Here is a 19,646-nt window from a genome sequence, read left to right as displayed (position 1 = left end):
TAGATAAATCGTTAATGCATCCATTCCCCACAGTCAAGAAAGCAGGCTATGAGCAATACATTTCGTTGTGAAGTTGTAAAAAATCATTCCCGAACCCAATCGCGGGTAGTTCGTGTTACTACTCCACATGGGGTTTTTCTCACGCCTACGTTTATGCCGGTGGGTACGCGTGCAGGGGTTAATAATATGATGCCCCAGGAATTGTTAGCCGCTGGCAGTCAAATTATTCTGGGGGGCAATACTTACCATATGCTCTGCTCTCCTGGTATGAAAGTTATTCAAGAGGCTGGGGGGATGCATCCCTTTATGGGCTGGCATGGTCCTATGTTGACAGACAGCGGCGGTTTTCAGGTGTTTAGTTTGTCTAAAAATAAGGAAATTTGCACCATTGATGAAGAGGGTGCTCATTTTAAATTACCCGGTGGTGAGCGCTTGATTCACATGACCCCAGAAATGTCTATGGAAACGCAAAAGATTATAGGTGCTGATATCATCATGGCTTTTGATCAATGCACACCCGATCATTGTTCGCGAGATGAAGTGCAGCACATCATGGCTCGTACACATCGTTGGCTTAAACAGTCGGTTGCTTATCATCAACAATACCCTACGTCTCATTATGGTTTACCTCAAGCCTTGTTTGGTATTATTCAAGGCGGGGTGTTCGCAGATCTGCGCCGCGAAAGTGCAGAGTTTATAGCTTCTATGAACACCGATGGTATTGCCATTGGTGGGGAAACAATAGGCTTTAACATGGAAACAACCGTTGAGGTCATTCGTTGGGTACGTTCTGTCCTCCCTGAAAACAAGGTGCGTTATACCATGGGTGTAGGTATGTCTCCTCAAGATCTGCTTGCGGTAGTTGCTGAGGGAATTGATATATTTGATTGTGTCGCTCCAACACGCAATGCACGCCACGGGGCTTTATACTGTGGCGAAATTGTTAAACATGGCAATTGGTTAAAATTTGAAAGCCCTTACGAAAATGAACGAATTCAGATTAAAAAAGCTTGCTTTGCAAACGACTTAGAGCCCGTCATGGCCAATTGTTTATGTTATACTTGCAAAAATTATTCTAGAGCTTTTTTACATCACTTGGCTAAGCAAAAGGCTAGCTCATTTACCGCATTGGCAAGTATACATAATATCCATGTAATGCATGATGTTTGTGCTAAGATGCGCGATCTGATCCTGACCGAAATTTAAAAATATAGGAGATTTTTAATGATTTTAATTAGCACTTCAAAAGGCGATATTCGTTTACAGCTGGATGAAGAAAATACCCCCACGACAGCTCAGAACTTTCTTAGCTATGCTCGTAGCGGATTTTACAATGATACAATTTTTCATCGTGTCATTGATGGTTTTATGATCCAAGGTGGTGGTTTGACTTCGGATATGATGCAAAAACCAACTCAAGCAGCTATCCAGAATGAAGCTAAACATGCTAAACCAAATAAACGCGGTACCATAGCCATGGCAAGAACCATGGATCCTCACTCTGCAACGTCACAATTTTTTATCAATGTTGCTGACAATGCCTTTCTTAATTTTACTGGAGAGCATGCGCAAGGTTATGGTTATTGTGTATTCGGAGAGGTCGTTGAAGGCATGGATGTTGTGGATGCGATTGTGAAGGTCAAAACAGGCCAACGTATGGGGCATGCTGATGTACCTCTCGAAGAAATTGTTATTCATGAAGTTCGTGAAATTTGACATCGTTTGGCAAACATTCTCCGGTTTAAGGCAGCTTTCTTAGCTGCCCTTGTTAGGACGCTCCCCTAATATATTTAATCCAATTTTCGTCGCCGTTTGCGCAAGCTTTTTGAATAGTCAAATTTTGGTATTTCAATGTGAAATGTAATTGCTAAGACTCGCGTAGTAAAAATGGCAAGTAGAGTAATTACAATATTGATATCCCTGGGAACATTCAAGTGTGTCAAAATAATAAATAATAATGCTCCGCCCAAGGCGATGACTGCATATAATTCTTTACGCAATACCAAGGGAATATTGTTGCAAAGAATATCCCTTAACATGCCTCCACAAATTCCAGTGGTCATGCCACTGATGATCGCTACGCCTGGGGAGTAACCATTCGCTAACATTTTTTGAGTGCCCAGAATCACAAAAGCTGATAATCCTAGGGCATCAAGAATAAGAAAAACCTTCATAATGCGCGCTAAGGAATGGGCAATAAAAATGGTTAAAAAGGCAAATCCAGAGGTATAAAGTAAATACTGTGGATGAGCGACCCAGGTGAGAGGATATGTATTAAAAAGCACATCGCGCACAGTCCCCCCTCCGAGGGCTGCAACACAAGCAATAAGCATAACTCCAAAAAAGTCCATTTTTTTTCGGCCCGCTGCGATAGCACCTGTGATTGCTTCCACACAAATGCCCATGATAAAAAGATAATGTAACAACATGATTGTGCATGGCGCTGAAAAAATGCAATGATAGCATCCTTTGCACGCTTGGCGAAATATAGTCGATACGCTAGGCTTATACTAATAAGCTATGAGAGGGGATAATTAATGAGTGATGAACATAAAGAGTTTACATTTTTAGACTCTATTGATGATGAAATGCATGAGAATATCCTGCGGTTGGATCAAAAGCTTAAAGGATTACAAGCTGAAATTGCTGTAAAAATTGATGCGCTAGCAACCCCCAAAGATGAAGCCGCTAGTGAGCGAAAAGCCCAATTAATTATGCTCTCAGAAGAGGTAAACAAAGCTATTGATAGTATCAAAACATTGGTAAATACGGTTATTGCTGAAGATATATCTCCTAAAGAATTTCAGAAAATAAACCAGGAGACTTTAGATAGTTTACGAGAGATGTTTAAAGACAATGTTGACAAGATATCAAAAATAAAAGAGAAGTTTTGAAAAAAGCTACTCACAAAATGCTTTCTCGTGAAATAATGAACTCCAGGCTTTATGCCCCCCTCATCGATGATGTAAATTTATGATTAGTAGCAAACGATCTATGAATAAAAATTGGTACTTAGTCTTAGTGATTTGCGTTCTTTTTTTCCCGCTGAAAATGATAGGCGCTGCTTCACCAGAAATAGAGCAAGGCATTGATAAAATTATCACATCCAACATGCAGCAATATCGAATTCCAGGCCTAGCTATTGCTATTCTAAAAGATGGCAAACCCTGGCTTATCAAAGGCTATGGTTATGCTGATGTCCAATCGCAGCAACCAGTGACACCGCAAACGTTGTTTGGGCTTGGTTCAGTTTCCAAAGTGATTACTGCATTTGCCTTGATGACCCTAGTACAACAAGGCCAGATTGATCTGGATGCTTCCGTTTTAAGATATATCCCAGAAGCACCACAGCAATGGCAGAATGTCACCATCCGGCAATTGCTTTCACATTCCAGTGGTATCCCTCAGCACCAAGGGCCTTACCTGCCTTGGGAAAATATTTGGCGTGTCATGGCCAACAAGCCAATGCAATTTTCTCCTGGTACAGCGGTCAAATATAACAATTTTGGCTACATCGTTCTTGGACGGGTCATTGAAAAAGTAAGTCAGCAAAATTTGGGAACTTATTTGGAGCAAACAATCTTTAGCCCTCTACATATGACACAGACAGGATTCCCCGCGAGTCCATTCCCACAGGGTTTAGCACTGGGGTATCGCTCTAAGTCTGGTGTGATTACACCAAGCCCAAACAAAAAACCTTGGGTACAAATGTGGGGTTCTGGAGGGATAGTTTCCAATGTTGCTGATATGGCAAAATGGGATGCAGCGATGTCTGCAGGTAAAATCCTTACGCCTTCAAGCTATAGGCAAATGTGGACGCCAGTATTTTTAACAAATGGTGATCCTGCGGGACATAAAAATTGGGCCTGGTCATTAGGATGGCAGGTTTCTTACGTGAGAGATCAATTGGTTGCTCGAAAAAATGGTGCTATAAGAGGTTACAGTAGTTGGATGGTGCGTCGTATCGATAACCATGTCAGTATCATTATTTTGGCTAATACGAATAAAGTGCCATTAAAACGGATCGCAAATATGGTTTTCAAGTACATGGTTCAAAGCGGTATACGCTCATGAATCTTAGCTCATGGTATTATCCTTCTCTTGTTGCACTCTTCCTTTATGGTGCCTGGGGATATTGGGGTACAAGGGCTTCAACCTTAATCAATCCTCTTTCCATTACCTTCTATTCAAGTTTGGGTGTATTAATTTCGGGTATTATTGCCTTGGCACTGCTCGATTTTAAACTCGAGTTTTCTGTAAAGGGTGGTTTCTATGGGTTTTTAAATGGCTTAGCTAATGGTATCGCCTGTATTTTTTTTATTGTGGCCTTGCGCAGGGGCCCGGCTATGCCTGTTGTCTTAATTACATCCATGTACCCACTAATTACATTGGCACTGTGCATGTTTTTCTTAAAACAAGGTTTAACGTTAAAACAATGCATTGGGATGATTTTTGCAGTTGTTGCTCTCATTTTATTGGCTAGTGATTAGGAGTCCCTGTCATCCCGAGCATAGTGAGAGATCTCCACAAGATTCAAGAGATTTTTCGCCGTGCTCAGAATGGCAGGAAAAATGATCGGGGGTTAACAATCTTTTCGATGCTTTGCAAAAATCAATCAATAAGGTTGAAAAAAATGCAATATTAGGGTAAAATTCTTCGTCTTTTGGTAATAAAATCCGTCATTTAAAGAAAAAACATTTTTATAGTTTAAATTTTCAAAATTTTGGTGCACACTACAGTGAGCCTACTAATGTTACTTTAAATGATTTTAAGTCCGAACTAACAAGAAGGGTCTTTGAATGAAAAAATTAGCAATAGTAATCAGTTGTTTATTTCCTTTATTATCATTCGCTGCCAATGTCGATAGCGACAGAGCTTTAGATACGGTTCAAGAGTTATGTGCTAAAGAAAAAGATCCTGTTAAGCGGCAAAATTATTGCAACATTCTTGATCAACAAAGCCACTCTCAAGCTAATCTTGTTGATCTTGCAACGGATACAGTTATCGTTTGATTATTGCCCCATCTTGACACCAAGGCTCATATTCAATCACGGGAATCATTCGCTGAATTTGAGCTTAGTGTCATCTTATCATTGATTTTTTGAACACCCTTGACTGCTTTAACAACCTTCATAATTAATGCTTTTTCCTTGACTGAAGCCACTTGTCCAGATAAGTAAACTTGTCCATTTTTGGTTTCAATATCCAACGTCCAAGCAAGAATATCTCTTCCCATGATATCTTCTCGAATAAGAGCTCCTCTAACTTTTGCAGTTATATAGCTGTCATGTAAAGGTTGCTTGCTGCCTTTTACACTCAAGTCGTCAACATTGACGTCTTTGACTCCTTGCGTAGATTCCACTAAAGTGACGACTTTTTCGTAATCAGTCTTGGAGTCTAATTGGCCTGAAAGATAAACAATCCCATTCGAAACCTTCATCTTTATCTTACTCATTGAATCCTCTTTGCACCACACGCGCTTAGGGACGTTCCCTAATTCTTATCGCTTATTATATCCTTGTTATCAGCTTTACCCGCATAATATTCAGAGGTGGATAAGCTGTTTTGATTTGTGGTTGTTGGGTGAGCTTGAAGCAATTGTTGGCGTTTTTTGCTCATCGCGTTATTCTCTCATTAGTAAATGGCAATTGATGAGTGACAAAGAGTTTTTTCATCCAACATGCGTATAAATCGACCGACCGAACACTTAGGGAAAAAACAGAATGATAAAGGATATCTTATATTGTTTATGGTTGTCGTGCCTTGTTATGGCTGTTTCTCATGCAGCGGAGACGGTTTATCATGGTGATAATCAGCAACTTATTGAACAGATGCTGGAACATCATAATGCAGGTTTTGTTGGGCTTGAACACCAAGAATATGGGGATACAGTACAGTTACATTGGGAGCCGTTAACAAAACCTCACCCCTTAGGGAGATTACACTTACCCAATGGTCTTGAATTGAGTTATGGAGATATTGTCGCACTGGGTGGTGATTTATTTGGCGATCCATCTTGTGTCATTTCAGATAGTAAGCCTGAGCAACGAAACAGTTGTTTCAAACGTCACTTTGCCGATTTGGCTTTACCACAAGATACGAACAACCCAACAGTGCAAGCTATTGCTTTGCTCTCTTATTTTTCTGCTCTGAGCAAACAACTTGAGTATGCTCGTGAACAAGGTCAAAGCGATTGGCAATTTTACGGAGAGTTGGGTTCAGAGTTTAATAAGCAATTGAATCGTCTTACTGGTGGCGGAAGCCTCATCAGTTCCTATTTGCCTTTTGGTCAATATCTAAAACTTGCTCAGGTAAATTTTGATCATTTTGTCCCTGACTCTCTCATTGCCTATCAGGTAGGGCACCGTGTTGCCCTGGGGACGGCTCAGCACGCGCATGCGTTATTCATCGAAGGAAAACTCTCTGACGCAAGCCTGGCTTTACAGCTTGCTTATGCACAAAATGCGTTTGCCAATCATTACTTAACTGATTCCATGTCTTCCGGCCACATGCGTACTCCGAGACGTGCTATTCATAATGAGCTTTTTCTTCCTGCTATCCTCAAATTGTTGATTGCCAATTTAATGCATGATGAAGACTCTCAATTCGGTTTGATGGTGTGGCTTAAGTTGGCAAGCCTATGGCGATGCATATTTAAGGCACCCCGATGCTGTTACCCAGCGAGAAATTTTAAAAAAAATCATGCAACTCTCAGTTGACAGTATCTATGAAACGTTTCGAAGCGGCAGCCTCCCCACCATTTATGAGGAGCTGAGCTGGTTACCCAATTATGACAATATAGAGCAACTTGGGAATTATTCACCCTTATTTAAATATGAGAATGGGGTTTTGCTTAAACGTGCTAAAAACTACGATCGCTATGATTATCATTGGACTCCCTATTGGAGCGGTTTGATTACTTTACTTGAGTTCACCACGAACTCAAAGAAGTCATAACCAGAATATTTACGTGGGAAACAGCGTACTTAGGCGATTAACACAATACTCACCTATCTGATGAATATTCTCGATCTGTTCCCTGAATACTTGGTGCAGATGCTCACTATAACCTTTGCTAGCGAAAGAATAGATAAAATTCGTCCCATCAATTGTTGTCCCAAGCGAATAAGCAATGGGGTATTGATGTTTAATTTGTTTAATATAATAAAGTTCGTCATAACGCTCTGGTGTATATAATGTGGACCATTCGCTATGCTTACCTGAGAGAAACCATGAGGGCGTATACATTTGGTCAAAGGACCAAAGCTTATCCTTAAAAAGATTAAATTCTAGAGCAGGGGTGGAGGAAAAAGCTAGGATCTCACCAGCTTCAGTAATTCGCGTGATTGCAATGTGATTGGTGTCATGAAGACCAAGCACATCATTAAACACACTAAAGATCTTGCCTCTCGCAGTGAAAAGTAACTCAAGGAATTGCGGATGGGGTCTAACATTCATGCTACTTCTTTCCATAATCAATGTTTAAATATCCATGTTATCGAAAATGCCTGGCTGAGGCTAAGGCTAAGTCGATGATTTGTTTTGATTGTTCTTCAGTTGTATTCATTTGACTAATGTTATCAATCAAATCCAGGAGAAAATCAGGGGTATCATCACCTAAGCGAGGGTTATTATATAGAGCCGCTGCTTGACTGAAAATATAATGTAACAGATGTTTGGAAATAGTGATTTTGTTCCTTTCAAATCCTTGGTGATTATGACTTTCCCCAAATAACAGCCATCCAGGCGAAACATTAAGTTTCGTTGCTATCTCTACCAGCTTGACTGGCTCGGGTATGACTTCTCCGCGCAGATATTTCCTACAAATTTGCACAGAATGGCCGGTAATTTCCGCTAATTTATGGATGCAAACACCTGAAGTTGACCGTTGAGAGTTAAACCCAGCTGCAATCATGGCATCTCGCAGACGATGGGCAAACTGCTTTGTTAAGTCAACTTTTTCCATGAAAGGCATACCAGAACGTAAATTATTGTTAGTCTAACAAAGCATCTATTATACTTCAATTAAAACATTTAGAAATAATTTGTTTCTAATAGAAACCAATAGTTGACATTAAAATGTAATATGCAATAATGCATAACGAAACAAAAAGGAAATTGTTTCAAGTCCACAAAAAAGGAAAACCTGATCACCTCTGATGGATCAGTGGGTGTCAGAGAGTCCGAACGGAAGGAAGTGGTGTAACCATAGTAGTTGACCTCGCAATTGGCTTGAACAGTTATAACTGTTCAAGCCTTCCTTTACGTTTTTTGCCGAAAACTTAGCTTGTTACCGCTCTGAAGACTCATGGGTCAGTAAGGATTCCTGAAAATACCTATCAGACATTGCTTTGTGGTTACGGCTTTTATATAATCAACGCCTATTGTGAATTCAGAACGAATAATAGGCACGTAGCTCAGTGGTAGAGCACCACCTTGACATGGTGGTGGTCGGTGGTTCGATCCCACTCGTGCCTACCAGCTAACCCTGCTCGACAGGGTTTTTTTTTCTGCGTTTGACAGTGGATATAGGGCTGGCTATCCATAGCTATTGCAACTATGATTAGACTTCTTTTCGAGACTCGCTGCGGTAGAGTTTCGAAATAAGTCTATTGATGAATTTATCTGCCATGAGGGATGGAGATTCCAAAGATGCCAAACATTCAATTGCCCGATGGGGGCGTTAAACATTTTGAGCATGCTATATCAGTTCATGATGTTGCCCAAAGCATCAGTGCAGGCTTGGCAAAGGCCGCGCTTGCAGGAAAAGTAGATGGCAAATTAGTGGATACCAGTTACGTGATAGAACGAGACTGCGATTTGGTCATCATTACTGAGAAGCAAGAAGAAAGTCTTGAAGTCATTCGTCATTCCACAGCTCATCTTTTAGCACAAGCTGTTAAAATTTTATTCCCTAGTGCTCAAGTAACCATAGGTCCCGTTATTGAGGATGGGTTTTATTATGATTTTGCTTTTGGAAGAGCATTTACACCTGAAGATTTAGAACTTATCGAAGCCAAAATGTACGAATTGGCTAAAGCTGATTATCCTATCACTCGACGAGAAATACCGCGCGATGAAGCGATCGCTTATTTCCGTAGTTTAGGTGAGGAATATAAAGCAAAAATTATTACCGATATTCCTAAGGATGAAGTTCTTTCTTTATATAAACAAGGTGATTTTGAGGATCTTTGTCGTGGTCCTCATGTTCCTTCGACAGGTTATTTGAAGGCATTTAAGTTAACCAAAGTAGCTGGCGCTTATTGGCGTGGTGATTCAAATAATGAAATGCTCCAACGGATTTATGGTACCGCCTGGAATGACAGAAAATCACTTGCCGCTTATTTGAACCGTCTGGAAGAGGCAGAAAAACGGGATCACCGCAAATTGGGCAAGGCTTTGGATCTTTTTCATTTTCAAGAAATCGCTCCTGGCATGGTTTTTTGGCATCCCAAAGGATGGCAAGTTTATCAGATATTAGAGCAGTATATGCGTGGTAGACTTGCAGAGTTTGGTTACCAAGAGATTAGAACACCGCAATTAGTTGATAAAGCATTATGGGAAAAATCAGGTCATTGGGCTAATTTCCGTGATGAAATGTTCGTAACTGAAACTGAGAATCGTGAATATGCAGTGAAACCGATGAATTGTCCTTGCCATATTCAGATCTATAACCAAGGATTACGAAGTTACCGTGAATTACCCATGCGTCTGGCAGAGTTCGGTAATTGTCATCGTTGTGAGCCTTCAGGAGCCTTGCATGGTCTGATGCGTGTTCGTAATATGGTGCAAGATGATGCCCATATTTTTTGTACCGAGGAACAAATTCAATCTGAAGTGGCAATGATGCTGGAGTTAGTACAATCGGTTTATGCTGATTTTGGTTTTACGGAGATAAAATATCGCTTGGCTCTGCGCCCGGAAAAACGTGTGGGTGGTGATGCGGTTTGGGATAAAGCTGAAGATTCCTTAAAACGTGCTATGCTTGACAGAGGTATTGCATGGGTGGATGCTCCCGGCGAAGGCGCATTTTATGGACCAAAGATAGAATGTTCATTATCCGATTGCCTAGGTAGAATTTGGCAATGTGGGACAATTCAAGTTGATTTTTCCATGCCAGAGAGACTTGAAGCGCAATATGTTGCTGAAAATGGAAGTCGGAAAACGCCAGTCATGTTGCACAGGGCCATCCTGGGTTCATTTGAACGTTTTATGGGGATTTTGATCGAGCATTATGCAGGGCGTTTCCCATTATGGTTGGCACCTACTCAGGCAATGGTGCTTACTATCAGTGAAAAACAACAGGAATTTGCCACAAAAGTAACGCAAATTTTGCAAAAGAAAGGCATTCGTGCAAATTTTGACTTGAGAAATGAGAAGATTGGCTTTAAAATCCGCGAGCACACTTTGCAAAAAGTACCTTACCTTCTGGTTATAGGTGATAAAGAAGTTGAAAATAACTCTGTAGCTGTGCGTACGCGTGACGGTAAGGACCTGGGTGTGATGAATATTGATACAATTTGTAATACCTTGCGCCAAGAAATTGCCGAAAAAGGTTAAATTTAACGTTTGGAGGATTGAACTATTACTGCATCAAATAAGCGTGATAACGATCGCGCGCGAGTTAATGAACAGATTAATGTACCTGAGGTACGCTTAATTGATGTCGATGGCAACCAGGTGGGAATTGTATCAACGCGAGAAGCTCTGCGGGCAGCAGAAGAAAGTGGTTATGATTTGGTGGAAATTTCGCCAACAGCTAAACCTCCTGTTTGTCGCATTATGGATTATGGTAAATTTCTCTTTGAATTGAGTAAGAAACAAGCTGAAGCAAGAAAGAAGCAGAAGCAAATTCAAGTTAAAGAGCTGAAATTCCGTCCAACGACGGAAACTGGAGATTATCAGGTCAAGCTACGCAACCTGATTCGTTTCCTAAATCATGGTGATAAAGTCAAAGTCACGTTACGGTTTCGTGGACGTGAAATGGCACATCAAGAAATTGGCATGAAACTCATGGAGCGGCTGTTGCAGGATACCGCGGAATATGCTGTGGTGGAACAGCAGGCCAAACGTGAGGGACGTCAATTATTGATGGTTTTAGCACCCAAGAAAAAATAGGGTTTGTTGACAAGCCTTGGTAGTTATAGAACAGCTACATTTTGTTTCAGTAGCAGAACAAATGCGGAGTAATATGTTATGCCAAAATTAAAATCCCATCGTGGAGCACAAAAGCGCTTCCGTAAGACAGCTAGTGGTGCTGTCAAGCGTCGTGGTGCTTATAGAAACCATATCCTCACCAAAAAAACCACCAAACAAAAACGCCAACTTCGTGTTAGTTCAGGCACATTGCAACCATGTGATGCGCGCTTAGCCAAGCGTATGTTGCACGGTAGTTAAGAGGAGGATAAAAAATGCCAAGAGTTAAACGTGGTGTGACGGCTAAAGCACGTCATAAGAAGATTTTAGATCAAGCCAAAGGTTATTATGGTGCTCGAAGTCGGACCTACCGTGTTGCCAAGCAAGCTGTAATTAAAGCTGGCCAATATGCCTATCGTGATCGTCGTCAAAGAAAGCGCCAATTCCGTGCATTATGGATTACTCGTATCAATGCACAAGCACGTGAGTGTGGTTTATCTTACAGCCGGTTGATTGCTGGTTTAAAAAAAGCTGCAATTGAGTTAGATCGTAAGGTATTGGCTGATATGGCGGTATACGATAAGCCTGCTTTTGCAGCGATCGCTGAAAAAGCAAAAGCAGCACTTGCATAATAATGATTGTCGTGGTAACTAAGAACTTATTAGCATTCTCAATTGATTAAACAACACCTCTCAGAGACGTAGTCATCCCGAACGTAGTGAGGATCTCCCAAGAATCAGGAGCTCCTTCATTCCTTTCAGGATGACAGATGCCCTGGAAAAGGGCCGAGATCAATTGGTTGTTAAAGCTAACAAGGAGGCACTTTGGCCTCCTTTTTTACATGTGGGTTTGATCATGCAAGATATTATTCTGTTACAGCAGCAGGCTACTAATGCTATTGCTCAGGCAAAAGATCTTCCAACCCTGGAAGCGATTCGCGTTGATTATTTAGGAAAAAAAGGACAACTCACCGAAATTCTAAAAGGATTGGTTGACTTAACAGCAGAGGAAAGGCCTAAAGTAGGTCAGTTGGTTAACCAAGCTAAGAGAGAGATCAGTTCCTTAATCGAAGAGAAAATGCTTAAGATTAAGGAAGCCGGGTTGCAGAGCAAACTTCATGCTGAACGAATTGATGTGACTTTACCTGGACGTCAGTCTAAACATGGCTCATTACACCCCGTTACCCAAGTTAAGCAAACTGTCAACGATTATTTTAGTCGTTTAGGTTTTGATATTGTTACAGGCCCAGAGATTGAGAGCGAGTTTTATAACTTTGAGGCATTAAATATCCCAAGTCACCACCCTGCTAGAGCCATGCATGATACATTCTATTTTGGTGATGGTCGCTTATTACGAACGCATACGTCTCCGGTACAAATACGAACCATGGAAGCACGCACACCTCCCTTGCGATTAATTGCACCTGGTCGAGTATACCGCTGTGATTCGGATGTCACACATACACCAATGTTTCATCAAGTTGAAGGTTTGTTGATAGATAAACAGGCTACGCTTGCTGGTCTTAAAGGACTGCTACAGGATTTTTTTGCCTACTTTTTTGGTCGTGAGCTTGCGCTTCGTTTTAGACCTTCCTATTTTCCATTTACAGAGCCATCGGCGGAAGTAGACATTGAGTGTACACAGTGCTTAGGTGTAGGTTGTCGCTCTTGTAAATTTACTGGATGGTTAGAGGTATTAGGCTGTGGCATGGTTCATCCTAATGTACTGACAGCAGTTAATATCTCTCCTGATGAATATCAAGGTTGGGCTTTTGGTATGGGTATAGATAGACTTGCCATGCTTTATTTCGGTATTGATGATCTGCGTATGATGTTTGAAAACGATGTGACCTTTTTAAGGCAATTTTAGTTAACTTAGCGGAGCATATAAATTTATTTACTAAATCGATAAGGTCCACAAGACCAAACGTCTTGTTACTAAACAACCGATGTGCAATTTTTCTGAAACCACGAATTGCCGCGGCTTGACCGCGGCATCCAAATGACTAGGGCGCAATTTATGGACCCCGTGGTCAAGCCACGGGGATTCGAAAAGTTGCACATCACGTTAAGCAGGTATTTGCAATGAAAGTTAGTGAATTATGGTTACGTGAATGGGTAAATCCTTCATTATACGGGCAGCAGCTGGCTGCACTACTAACTATGGCAGGGCTGGAAGTGGATTCCGTTAGCCCTGTTGCTGGTGAGTTTAATGGCGTCATCGTTGCAGAGGTGACTAAGACGGCTCCTCACCCTCAGGCAGATAAATTGACATTGTGTGAGGTAAATAATGGAACCGGAAAATTTTTGCAAGTGGTTTGTGGAGCGACAAATGTTCGTGCTGGATTAAAAGTAGCTCTTGCTCAAACTGGTGCTAATTTACCTGGTGGTTTAATAATAAAAGAATCCATGCTACGAGGTGAATTATCTCAAGGCATGCTATGCTCTCTTGCTGAGTTGGGGCTGGCCGAGCATGCTGACGGAATAATGGAGTTAGAATCCGATGCCCCTGTGGGCACTGATTTAAGAAGTTATCTCGCTTTAAATGATTTAGTCTTTGATATTGATTTAACACCGAATCGTGCTGATTGCTTTAGTGTGCTTGGGGTTGCTCGCGAAATAGCAGCATTAACACAATTATCAGTGAAGTCTATCCCTAACAATGTTGTACAACCCTCGATTGATGAAAAAATTTTGATTAAATTATCAGTAGCTGAGGGATGTCCGCAATATGCTGGACGAGTTATTCATAACATTAATCCGCAGGCGCGCACACCGACATGGATGGCTGAGCGATTACGGCGCTCAGGCGTTCGACCTATACACCCGGTGGTTGATGTAACCAATTATGTCATGTTGGAGATTGGCCAACCTATGCATGCTTTCGATTTGGCTGCCCTTCAAGGGAATATTACCGTACGCTTTGCTAAGGCAAATGAAACACTGGAATTACTTGACGGCCAAAAGGTGGCTTTGGATGAAAAGGTTTTGGTTATTGCTGATGATGAAAAAGCACTGGCCATGGCTGGAATCATGGGCGGTGAAGCCAGTGCAGTCCAAGAGCATACCACGGATGTCTTTCTTGAAAGTGCATTTTTTAATCCGATCATGATTGCTGGTGTAGCAAGAAAATATGGTTTGTGTACGGACTCCTCACAGCGTTTTGAACGAGGTGTTGATCCTGAGTTACAAGTACTAGCACTGGAGCGAGCAACCGCTCTCCTGCTTGACATTGTCGGAGGTGTGGCTGGACCTGTTTCAATGGTCAGAAAAGCAGAAGCATTGCCACAAAAGCGAACGGTTGCATTCAATCCCGCCAAGGTTGAACAAGTAACAGGATTAAAAATAACTCAAGATGAAATGGCCCATATGCTTGAAGCCTTGCATATACGGGTCGACAGAAGTTCTGTAATCTGGAAAGTGGCGGTACCTTCTCATCGCTTTGATGTCAGCTTAGATGTTGATTTGGTTGAAGAGATAGCGCGCTTGTATGGCTACGACAAGCTTACTGGTCAAAATATGGTTACTGAGGTGCAGGCTGGGACCATTAACCCTCTTGAAGTTCAAGCTTTACGTGTTTCACAATTCTTTATTTCTCGAGGTTACCATGAAACCATTAGTTATAGTTTTGTGGATCCAGAGCTACAAAATGCTCTTTACCCCGAAGTAGATACAATGCAGCTACTCAATCCCATTTCTTCGGAGTTATCACAAATGCGAGTGGGAATGTGGCCAGGATTATTGGCTTCAATGATTTACAATGTCCACCGACAACAAACTGCCATTAAATTTTTTGAATCTGGAGTGATATTTGATTTACAGGGTGGGAGTTTAAAAGAATATCCTTGTGTTGCTGGTTTATTAATAGGGGAACAAGGCGCGCTGAATTGGAGTGAAAAAACAGCAAAATTTGATTTCTTTGATGCCAAGGGGGATTTGCAAGCGCTTTTCGCTTTATTGCAGTTAACAGATGTTTATTTTGTTGCAGCCGAACATCCTGCGCTGCATCCAGGTAAATCAGCCCAAATCAATATGGCTAATGAGCTAGTTGGCTGGTGTGGGGTTTTGCATCCAAGAATCGCAGATGCTTTGGACATCCATGAGGAGGTAGTCCTGTTTGATCTTCGTTTAGCTTCACTTATTAATAAAATTCCACCAAGATATCAAGCCATTTCCAAATTTCCCCAAATACGTCGGGATTTATCTTTAGTGGTTGATGAGGAAATAAGTGCCGCAGCAATAGAGAAGGCTATACGGGAGGTAGTGAGCGCGGAACAATTGAAGTCATTTGACGTTTTTGATGTATATAAAGGCGAAACTATTCCTCAAGGCAAGAAAAGTCTGGCTATTGCGCTTACTTTGCAGGATGATAAACGAACGATGATTGATACCGAGATTAATACAATAATCAGTGCTATAATCAAAAAACTTAATGAAGAATTTGCCATTATATTGAGGGACTAATCGTGAATGCTCTGAGTAAAGCAATGATTGCGGAAACTTTATGTAATGAACTAGGATTGGGTAAACCCGACGCCAGAGAAATGGTAGAGCAGTTCTTTGAAACCTTAAAACATGCTCTTGAAAGCGGACAACATGTGAAGCTATCTGGCTTTGGTAACTTCATATTACGAGACAAACCTCAGCGTCCTGGAAGAAATCCTAAAACAGGACAGGCTATCCCTGTAGTTGCTCGACGTGTGGTGACGTTTAAACCAGGCCTGAAATTAAAAACAAAGATAGAAGAGCGAAAATAACGGATTAGATGGGTAATTGAGAATCTCGGTAAACGGTCGGATTTGAGTGCAGGTTGAACGGAAATAAGTCTTCAAAAAGCGGAGCATAGATGGCTATGTGAGCATTTTGAAGGCTTATTTCCGTTCAAGATGCATCAAATGCGGCCGTTCCAGACAGGGGTTGACTTATTAGGAGCGGGGGTAAGTAGTTCGTTGGCGCATTATACTAAACACGTTTTTTTATGCACAAATCAAAAAATGGCTGGCAAACAGTGTTGTGCAAACACTGGTGGCGAGCCATTTTTTGATTACATGAAAACCAGGTTATTGGAACTGGACTTGCATGGGCCAGGGAAGGTGAGAGTGAGTAAATCTGGATGCTTGGGGCGCTGTAGCATGGGGCCCTGTATTGTCATTTATCCTGAGGGAATATGGTATACTTACGCGACCATGGCGGATATTGATGAGATTATAAATACTCATTTAATTGCTGGTCGTAGGGTTGAACGTTTGTTAATCCCTAATTGAATTTTAAAGAGTTCGAAGTTTCTCAAGTTAATTTGATGATTTAAGAGGAGAAATGATTTAGGTCTTATTGTCTAGGCGATAGATTTTTACCTCATCAAGTAAAATTAGCATAGAAAAATGGCAAAAGCTTACAAGAATTTACGGTATTAGACTTGTAGGTTCTTAAGGTTTTGGTTAAAATCGCCCGCTCATGATTGAAAGAATACCAATGAAGGCGGTACGGAGTTAATTTAATGAAGACATTTAGCGCCAAGACACATGAAGTCAAACGTGACTGGTATGTGATCGATGCTAGCGACAAAGTTTTAGGTCGTCTTGCCAGCGAGATTGCTCGTCGGTTACGTGGCAAGCATAAGGCTGAGTATACCCCCCACGTTGATACAGGTGATTATATTATTGTAACCAATGCGGAAAAAGTAACTGTTACTGGCCGTAAATTTAAAGAAAAGATGTATTACCACCATTCTGGTTTTCCTGGTGGTATCAAATCAATTTCTTTTGATAAGTTGCAGAAGAAAAATCCTGTTCGAATCATTGAGCTCGCAGTGAAAGGAATGCTTCCTAAAAATCCTTTGGGTAGAGAAATGTATCGTAAGCTGAAGGTTTATGCGGGTAGTGAGCATCCGCATGCAGCGCAGCAACCTAAGCAACTTGAGATTGAGGAATAAGTATTATGGCTGAAAGACAGCAATACTATGGTACTGGTCGTAGAAAAAGTTCAACGGCTAGAGTATTTTTACGCCCTGGTAAAGGTGAGATTAAAATTAATAACCGTTCGCCAGAAGATTATTTTGGTCGTGAAACGGCATGTATGATCGTGCGTCAACCTTTAGAAACCGTTGATGTAGTTGGCAAGTTTGATATTTATATAACTGTAGCTGGCGGCGGAATTTCTGGTCAAGCAGGTGCTGTCCGTTTAGGTATAGCCCGAGCATTAGTGGCTTATGATGAATACGATTTAGCTGAAGATGCTGAGCCAAACCCGCATTCATATCGCAGGAAACTGCGCGCGCGTGGTCTATTGACTCGTGACTCAAGACGCGTAGAAAGAAAGAAAGTTGGTTTGCACAAGGCGCGCCGCGCGACCCAGTACTCAAAACGATAATTCAATTTTCTTACCCCTCTGGGGTACTGTCATTAAGTTAAGCGATTTCGAATTCCCGCTCCCGGACTTTATCCGGGATCAGGCGGCGGGATCCATCCTGTCAGTCTGAACATGGATACCGCCACAGTAATTCGGTTTTTGATTTGTCAAAATTAAAACTTGAGATCGAGTTAAAGTATTCTTTTCATCTTTTTTTTCACTGAGCTTGTAAGCTGTCATTTTCAAATGCCTAATTCTTTGTTATAACTGAATTAAATTTTTTAGCAGGTTAGGGACAAACCAGGACAAGAAACGTGATTGATAATGATCCCACCACTAATGAGAATGTGACCGAAGAAGAAATTGATGAGCAAAGGCGGAAGTTTTTATTAACAACCACAGGCATCTTAGGCGGTGTAGGTGTGGCCTGTGCATTAACTCCTTTTATTTCTTCTTGGCTACCCAGTGCACAGGCAGAGGCTGCTGGGGCTCCCGTAGAAGTTGACTTGAGTAAGTTGGAACCCGGTCAACAAGTGACAGTTGAATGGCGAGGAAAGCCTGTCTGGATAATCAGGCGCACAAAAGAGATGTTGCAAACCCTAAGTGGCAAGGAAAATGAGTTACGTGATCCTGAGTCATTGGTTGAGCAACAACCCTCATATGCGAAGAACAAATTCCGTTCGATCAATCCCGAATACTTGGTTTTGGTTGGCATTTGCACACATTTGGGGTGCTCACCAAAATATATGCCCATCCCTAATGAACTTGGTCCATACTGGCCTGGAGGTTTTTACTGTCCTTGTCATGGATCCACCTTTGATTTGGCTGGTAGGGTATTCAAAGGAGTTCCTGCGCCCATTAATTTAGAAGTTCCTCCTTACTATTTCGTTAATGAGCACGTGATTGTAATCGGTGAAGAGAAGAAACAAGGATAATGCGGTATGAATGGATTGATAAATTGGCTTGATTCGCGTTTTCCACTGCTTAGTACTTGGCGAGCGCATGCCAGTGAGTATTATGCCCCTAAAAACTTCAATTTCTATTATTATTTTGGCTCTCTAGCTCTCGTTGTTCTTATTAATCAATTGGTAACTGGTTTATGGTTGACAATGTTCTACACGCCCACCGCCGCTCAAGCCTTTAATTCCATTGAATACATTATGCGTGACGTGAATTATGGTTGGCTACTGCGCTATATGCATTCCACAGGAGCTTCAGCATTTTTTATTGTTATCTATCTACACATGTTTAGAGCGTTGCTTTATGGTTCCTACCAAAAACCAAGAGAGCTACTTTGGATTATAGGCATGGTCATTTTTATATTGCTAATGGCTGAAGCTTTTTTTGGTTATTTATTACCTTGGGGACAGATGTCTTATTGGGGAGCCCAGGTTATTACTTCGCTTTTTGGCGCCATTCCCTATTTGGGCGAGACAATAACAACTTGGTTGCGTGGTGATTTCAATGTGGCTAATGCTACCTTACAGCGCTTCTTTGCCTTGCACGTTATCGGTGTGCCTTTATTGCTGCTTGTACTCGTTTTTTTACATATCGTTGCTTTGCATAAGGTAGGGTCTAATAACCCAGAAGGAATAGAAATTAAAAAGTCCCTCGGCGCTGATGGCAGACCGTTAGACGGTATCCCGTTTCATCCTTATTATACGGTCAAAGATTTTGTTGGTATTATCCTATTTTTGATACTTTTTTTTGCTGTTGTTTTTTTTATACCTGAGTTGGGTGGTTATTTTTTAGAACACGCTAACTTTACACCAGCAAATCCTCTAGTTACCCCAGATCATATTGCCCCTGTATGGTATTTGACCCCATTCTATGCCATGTTGAGAGCTATCCCCGATAAATTACTGGGGGTTATCATTATGGCAGCGGCTATCTTCATTTTGTTTTTCATGCCTTGGTTGGATAGAAGCCCTGTGCGATCGATGCGCTATAAAGGTTATTATTCAAAATATGCTTTGGCAGCCTTTGTCATTAGCTTTTTTCTTCTAGGCTATCTTGGTACGGTGATTATGACGCCGGCTAAGCAATATCTAGCACGAATTTGCACCGCAATTTATTTTGCTTATTTTTTATTTATGCCGCTGTATACGCGTTACGAAGGTCACAAAAGAGTGCCCGAGAGGATAGGCGTATGAATAAAAATCC

24 protein-coding genes and 1 tRNA gene are annotated in these 19,646 nt (G+C 41.4%); 21 read left to right on the top strand and 4 right to left on the bottom strand.

What is annotated here, in order from left to right; all coding sequences use genetic code 11:
• Nucleotides 1-48: 48 nt before the first annotated feature.
• Entirely contained in the window at nucleotides 49-1,206 is a 1,158-nt protein-coding gene (gene tgt, locus CKV79_RS11450) for a tRNA guanosine(34) transglycosylase Tgt (protein ID WP_028373204.1), read from the top strand.
• A gap of 18 nt (nucleotides 1,207-1,224) precedes the next feature.
• A complete protein-coding gene (locus CKV79_RS11445) occupies nucleotides 1,225-1,716 on the top strand; it encodes a peptidylprolyl isomerase (protein ID WP_028373203.1) in 492 nt (163 codons plus the stop codon).
• Nucleotides 1,717-1,790: 74 nt separating this feature from the next.
• Here CKV79_RS11445 and CKV79_RS11440 read toward each other — a convergent pair whose 3' ends face one another.
• Entirely contained in the window at nucleotides 1,791-2,429 is a 639-nt protein-coding gene (locus CKV79_RS11440) for a trimeric intracellular cation channel family protein (RefSeq protein ID WP_028373202.1), read from the bottom strand.
• 108 nt (nucleotides 2,430-2,537) lie between these two features.
• Here CKV79_RS11440 and CKV79_RS11435 point away from each other — a divergent pair, with 108 nt between their 5' ends.
• From CKV79_RS11435 to CKV79_RS11420, 4 genes are all read left to right on the top strand, one after another.
• On the top strand, nucleotides 2,538-2,894 hold the full coding sequence (locus CKV79_RS11435) for a hypothetical protein (protein ID WP_028373201.1): 357 nt from the start codon (nucleotides 2,538-2,540) through the stop codon (nucleotides 2,892-2,894).
• A gap of 100 nt (nucleotides 2,895-2,994) precedes the next feature.
• Nucleotides 2,995-4,074, top strand: coding sequence for a serine hydrolase domain-containing protein (locus CKV79_RS11430; protein ID WP_028373200.1), 1,080 nt, complete (start codon nucleotides 2,995-2,997; stop codon nucleotides 4,072-4,074).
• A complete protein-coding gene (locus tag CKV79_RS11425; RefSeq protein ID WP_028373199.1) occupies nucleotides 4,071-4,490 on the top strand; it encodes an EamA family transporter in 420 nt (139 codons plus the stop codon). Before CKV79_RS11430 ends, CKV79_RS11425 begins: the two co-directional genes overlap by 4 nt.
• Nucleotides 4,491-4,799: 309 nt before the next feature.
• Nucleotides 4,800-5,012: a hypothetical protein gene (locus tag CKV79_RS11420; RefSeq protein WP_035915478.1), complete on the top strand. Its 213-nt coding sequence runs from the start codon at nucleotides 4,800-4,802 to the stop codon at nucleotides 5,010-5,012.
• Between the two features lie 32 nt (nucleotides 5,013-5,044).
• Here the strand turns inward: CKV79_RS11420 and CKV79_RS11415 are convergent, their stop codons facing one another.
• Entirely contained in the window at nucleotides 5,045-5,455 is a 411-nt protein-coding gene (locus CKV79_RS11415; RefSeq protein WP_058387153.1) for a BON domain-containing protein, read from the bottom strand.
• A 268-nt stretch (nucleotides 5,456-5,723) separates the two neighbouring features.
• On the opposite strand from CKV79_RS11415, the gene CKV79_RS11410 reads away from it, so the two are divergent.
• Nucleotides 5,724-6,719, top strand: a complete 996-nt coding sequence (locus tag CKV79_RS11410) for a phospholipase (RefSeq protein ID WP_231950116.1) — start codon at nucleotides 5,724-5,726, stop codon at nucleotides 6,717-6,719.
• Nucleotides 6,703-6,957, top strand: a complete 255-nt coding sequence (locus CKV79_RS14030; RefSeq protein ID WP_231950114.1) for a hypothetical protein — start codon at nucleotides 6,703-6,705, stop codon at nucleotides 6,955-6,957. Before CKV79_RS11410 ends, CKV79_RS14030 begins: the two co-directional genes overlap by 17 nt.
• A 9-nt stretch (nucleotides 6,958-6,966) precedes the next feature.
• On the opposite strand, the gene CKV79_RS11405 is transcribed toward CKV79_RS14030, so the two are convergent.
• Both CKV79_RS11405 and CKV79_RS11400 read right to left on the bottom strand, forming a co-directional pair.
• Nucleotides 6,967-7,458 carry a hypothetical protein gene (locus CKV79_RS11405; RefSeq protein ID WP_081778068.1) on the bottom strand — a complete coding sequence of 164 codons (492 nt, stop codon included), beginning with the start codon at nucleotides 7,456-7,458 and terminating at the stop codon, nucleotides 6,967-6,969.
• Between the two features lie 37 nt (nucleotides 7,459-7,495).
• Nucleotides 7,496-7,966, bottom strand: coding sequence for a helix-turn-helix domain-containing protein (locus CKV79_RS11400; RefSeq protein WP_028373197.1), 471 nt, complete (start codon nucleotides 7,964-7,966; stop codon nucleotides 7,496-7,498).
• 440 nt (nucleotides 7,967-8,406) lie between these two features.
• Here CKV79_RS11400 and CKV79_RS11395 point away from each other — a divergent pair.
• The 13 genes from CKV79_RS11395 (at nucleotide 8,407) to CKV79_RS11335 (ending at nucleotide 19,636) form a co-directional block, all read left to right on the top strand.
• Nucleotides 8,407-8,481 (top strand) — tRNA-Val (locus tag CKV79_RS11395).
• Between the two features lie 171 nt (nucleotides 8,482-8,652).
• Entirely contained in the window at nucleotides 8,653-10,560 is a 1,908-nt protein-coding gene (thrS, locus tag CKV79_RS11390; RefSeq protein WP_028373196.1) for a threonine--tRNA ligase, read from the top strand.
• A gap of 24 nt (nucleotides 10,561-10,584) precedes the next feature.
• Nucleotides 10,585-11,118 (top strand): translation initiation factor IF-3, encoded by a 534-nt coding sequence (gene infC / locus CKV79_RS11385; RefSeq protein ID WP_035915475.1) that lies wholly within the window; start codon nucleotides 10,585-10,587, stop codon nucleotides 11,116-11,118.
• 78 nt (nucleotides 11,119-11,196) lie between these two features.
• The gene (gene rpmI / locus CKV79_RS11380; RefSeq protein ID WP_028373194.1) at nucleotides 11,197-11,397 is read left to right on the top strand and encodes a 50S ribosomal protein L35; all 201 of its coding nucleotides are present in this window, start codon (nucleotides 11,197-11,199) and stop codon (nucleotides 11,395-11,397) included.
• A 14-nt stretch (nucleotides 11,398-11,411) separates the two neighbouring features.
• The gene (gene rplT / locus CKV79_RS11375; RefSeq protein ID WP_028373193.1) at nucleotides 11,412-11,768 is read left to right on the top strand and encodes a 50S ribosomal protein L20; all 357 of its coding nucleotides are present in this window, start codon (nucleotides 11,412-11,414) and stop codon (nucleotides 11,766-11,768) included.
• A 223-nt stretch (nucleotides 11,769-11,991) separates the two neighbouring features.
• The gene (gene pheS, locus CKV79_RS11370) at nucleotides 11,992-13,005 is read left to right on the top strand and encodes a phenylalanine--tRNA ligase subunit alpha (RefSeq protein WP_028373192.1); all 1,014 of its coding nucleotides are present in this window, start codon (nucleotides 11,992-11,994) and stop codon (nucleotides 13,003-13,005) included.
• 215 nt (nucleotides 13,006-13,220) lie between these two features.
• Nucleotides 13,221-15,599, top strand: coding sequence for a phenylalanine--tRNA ligase subunit beta (gene pheT / locus CKV79_RS11365; RefSeq protein WP_028373191.1), 2,379 nt, complete (start codon nucleotides 13,221-13,223; stop codon nucleotides 15,597-15,599).
• Nucleotides 15,600-15,601: 2 nt separating this feature from the next.
• Nucleotides 15,602-15,892: an integration host factor subunit alpha gene (locus tag CKV79_RS11360; protein ID WP_028373190.1), complete on the top strand. Its 291-nt coding sequence runs from the start codon at nucleotides 15,602-15,604 to the stop codon at nucleotides 15,890-15,892.
• 138 nt (nucleotides 15,893-16,030) lie between these two features.
• Nucleotides 16,031-16,399 (top strand): (2Fe-2S) ferredoxin domain-containing protein, encoded by a 369-nt coding sequence (locus CKV79_RS11355; RefSeq protein WP_193787161.1) that lies wholly within the window; start codon nucleotides 16,031-16,033, stop codon nucleotides 16,397-16,399.
• A 233-nt stretch (nucleotides 16,400-16,632) separates the two neighbouring features.
• A complete protein-coding gene (gene rplM / locus CKV79_RS11350; RefSeq protein ID WP_028373188.1) occupies nucleotides 16,633-17,067 on the top strand; it encodes a 50S ribosomal protein L13 in 435 nt (144 codons plus the stop codon).
• A gap of 5 nt (nucleotides 17,068-17,072) precedes the next feature.
• A complete protein-coding gene (gene rpsI, locus CKV79_RS11345; protein WP_028373187.1) occupies nucleotides 17,073-17,504 on the top strand; it encodes a 30S ribosomal protein S9 in 432 nt (143 codons plus the stop codon).
• A gap of 296 nt (nucleotides 17,505-17,800) precedes the next feature.
• Nucleotides 17,801-18,418: a ubiquinol-cytochrome c reductase iron-sulfur subunit gene (gene petA, locus CKV79_RS11340; protein ID WP_051546155.1), complete on the top strand. Its 618-nt coding sequence runs from the start codon at nucleotides 17,801-17,803 to the stop codon at nucleotides 18,416-18,418.
• A gap of 6 nt (nucleotides 18,419-18,424) precedes the next feature.
• Entirely contained in the window at nucleotides 18,425-19,636 is a 1,212-nt protein-coding gene (locus CKV79_RS11335) for a cytochrome b (protein ID WP_028373185.1), read from the top strand.
• Nucleotides 19,637-19,646 lie beyond the last annotated feature (10 nt).

The sequence above is a fragment of the Legionella lansingensis genome (assembly GCF_900187355.1).
Lineage (GTDB): Bacteria > Pseudomonadota > Gammaproteobacteria > Legionellales > Legionellaceae > Tatlockia > Tatlockia lansingensis.
This window is presented reverse-complemented; position numbering and strand designations above follow the sequence as displayed.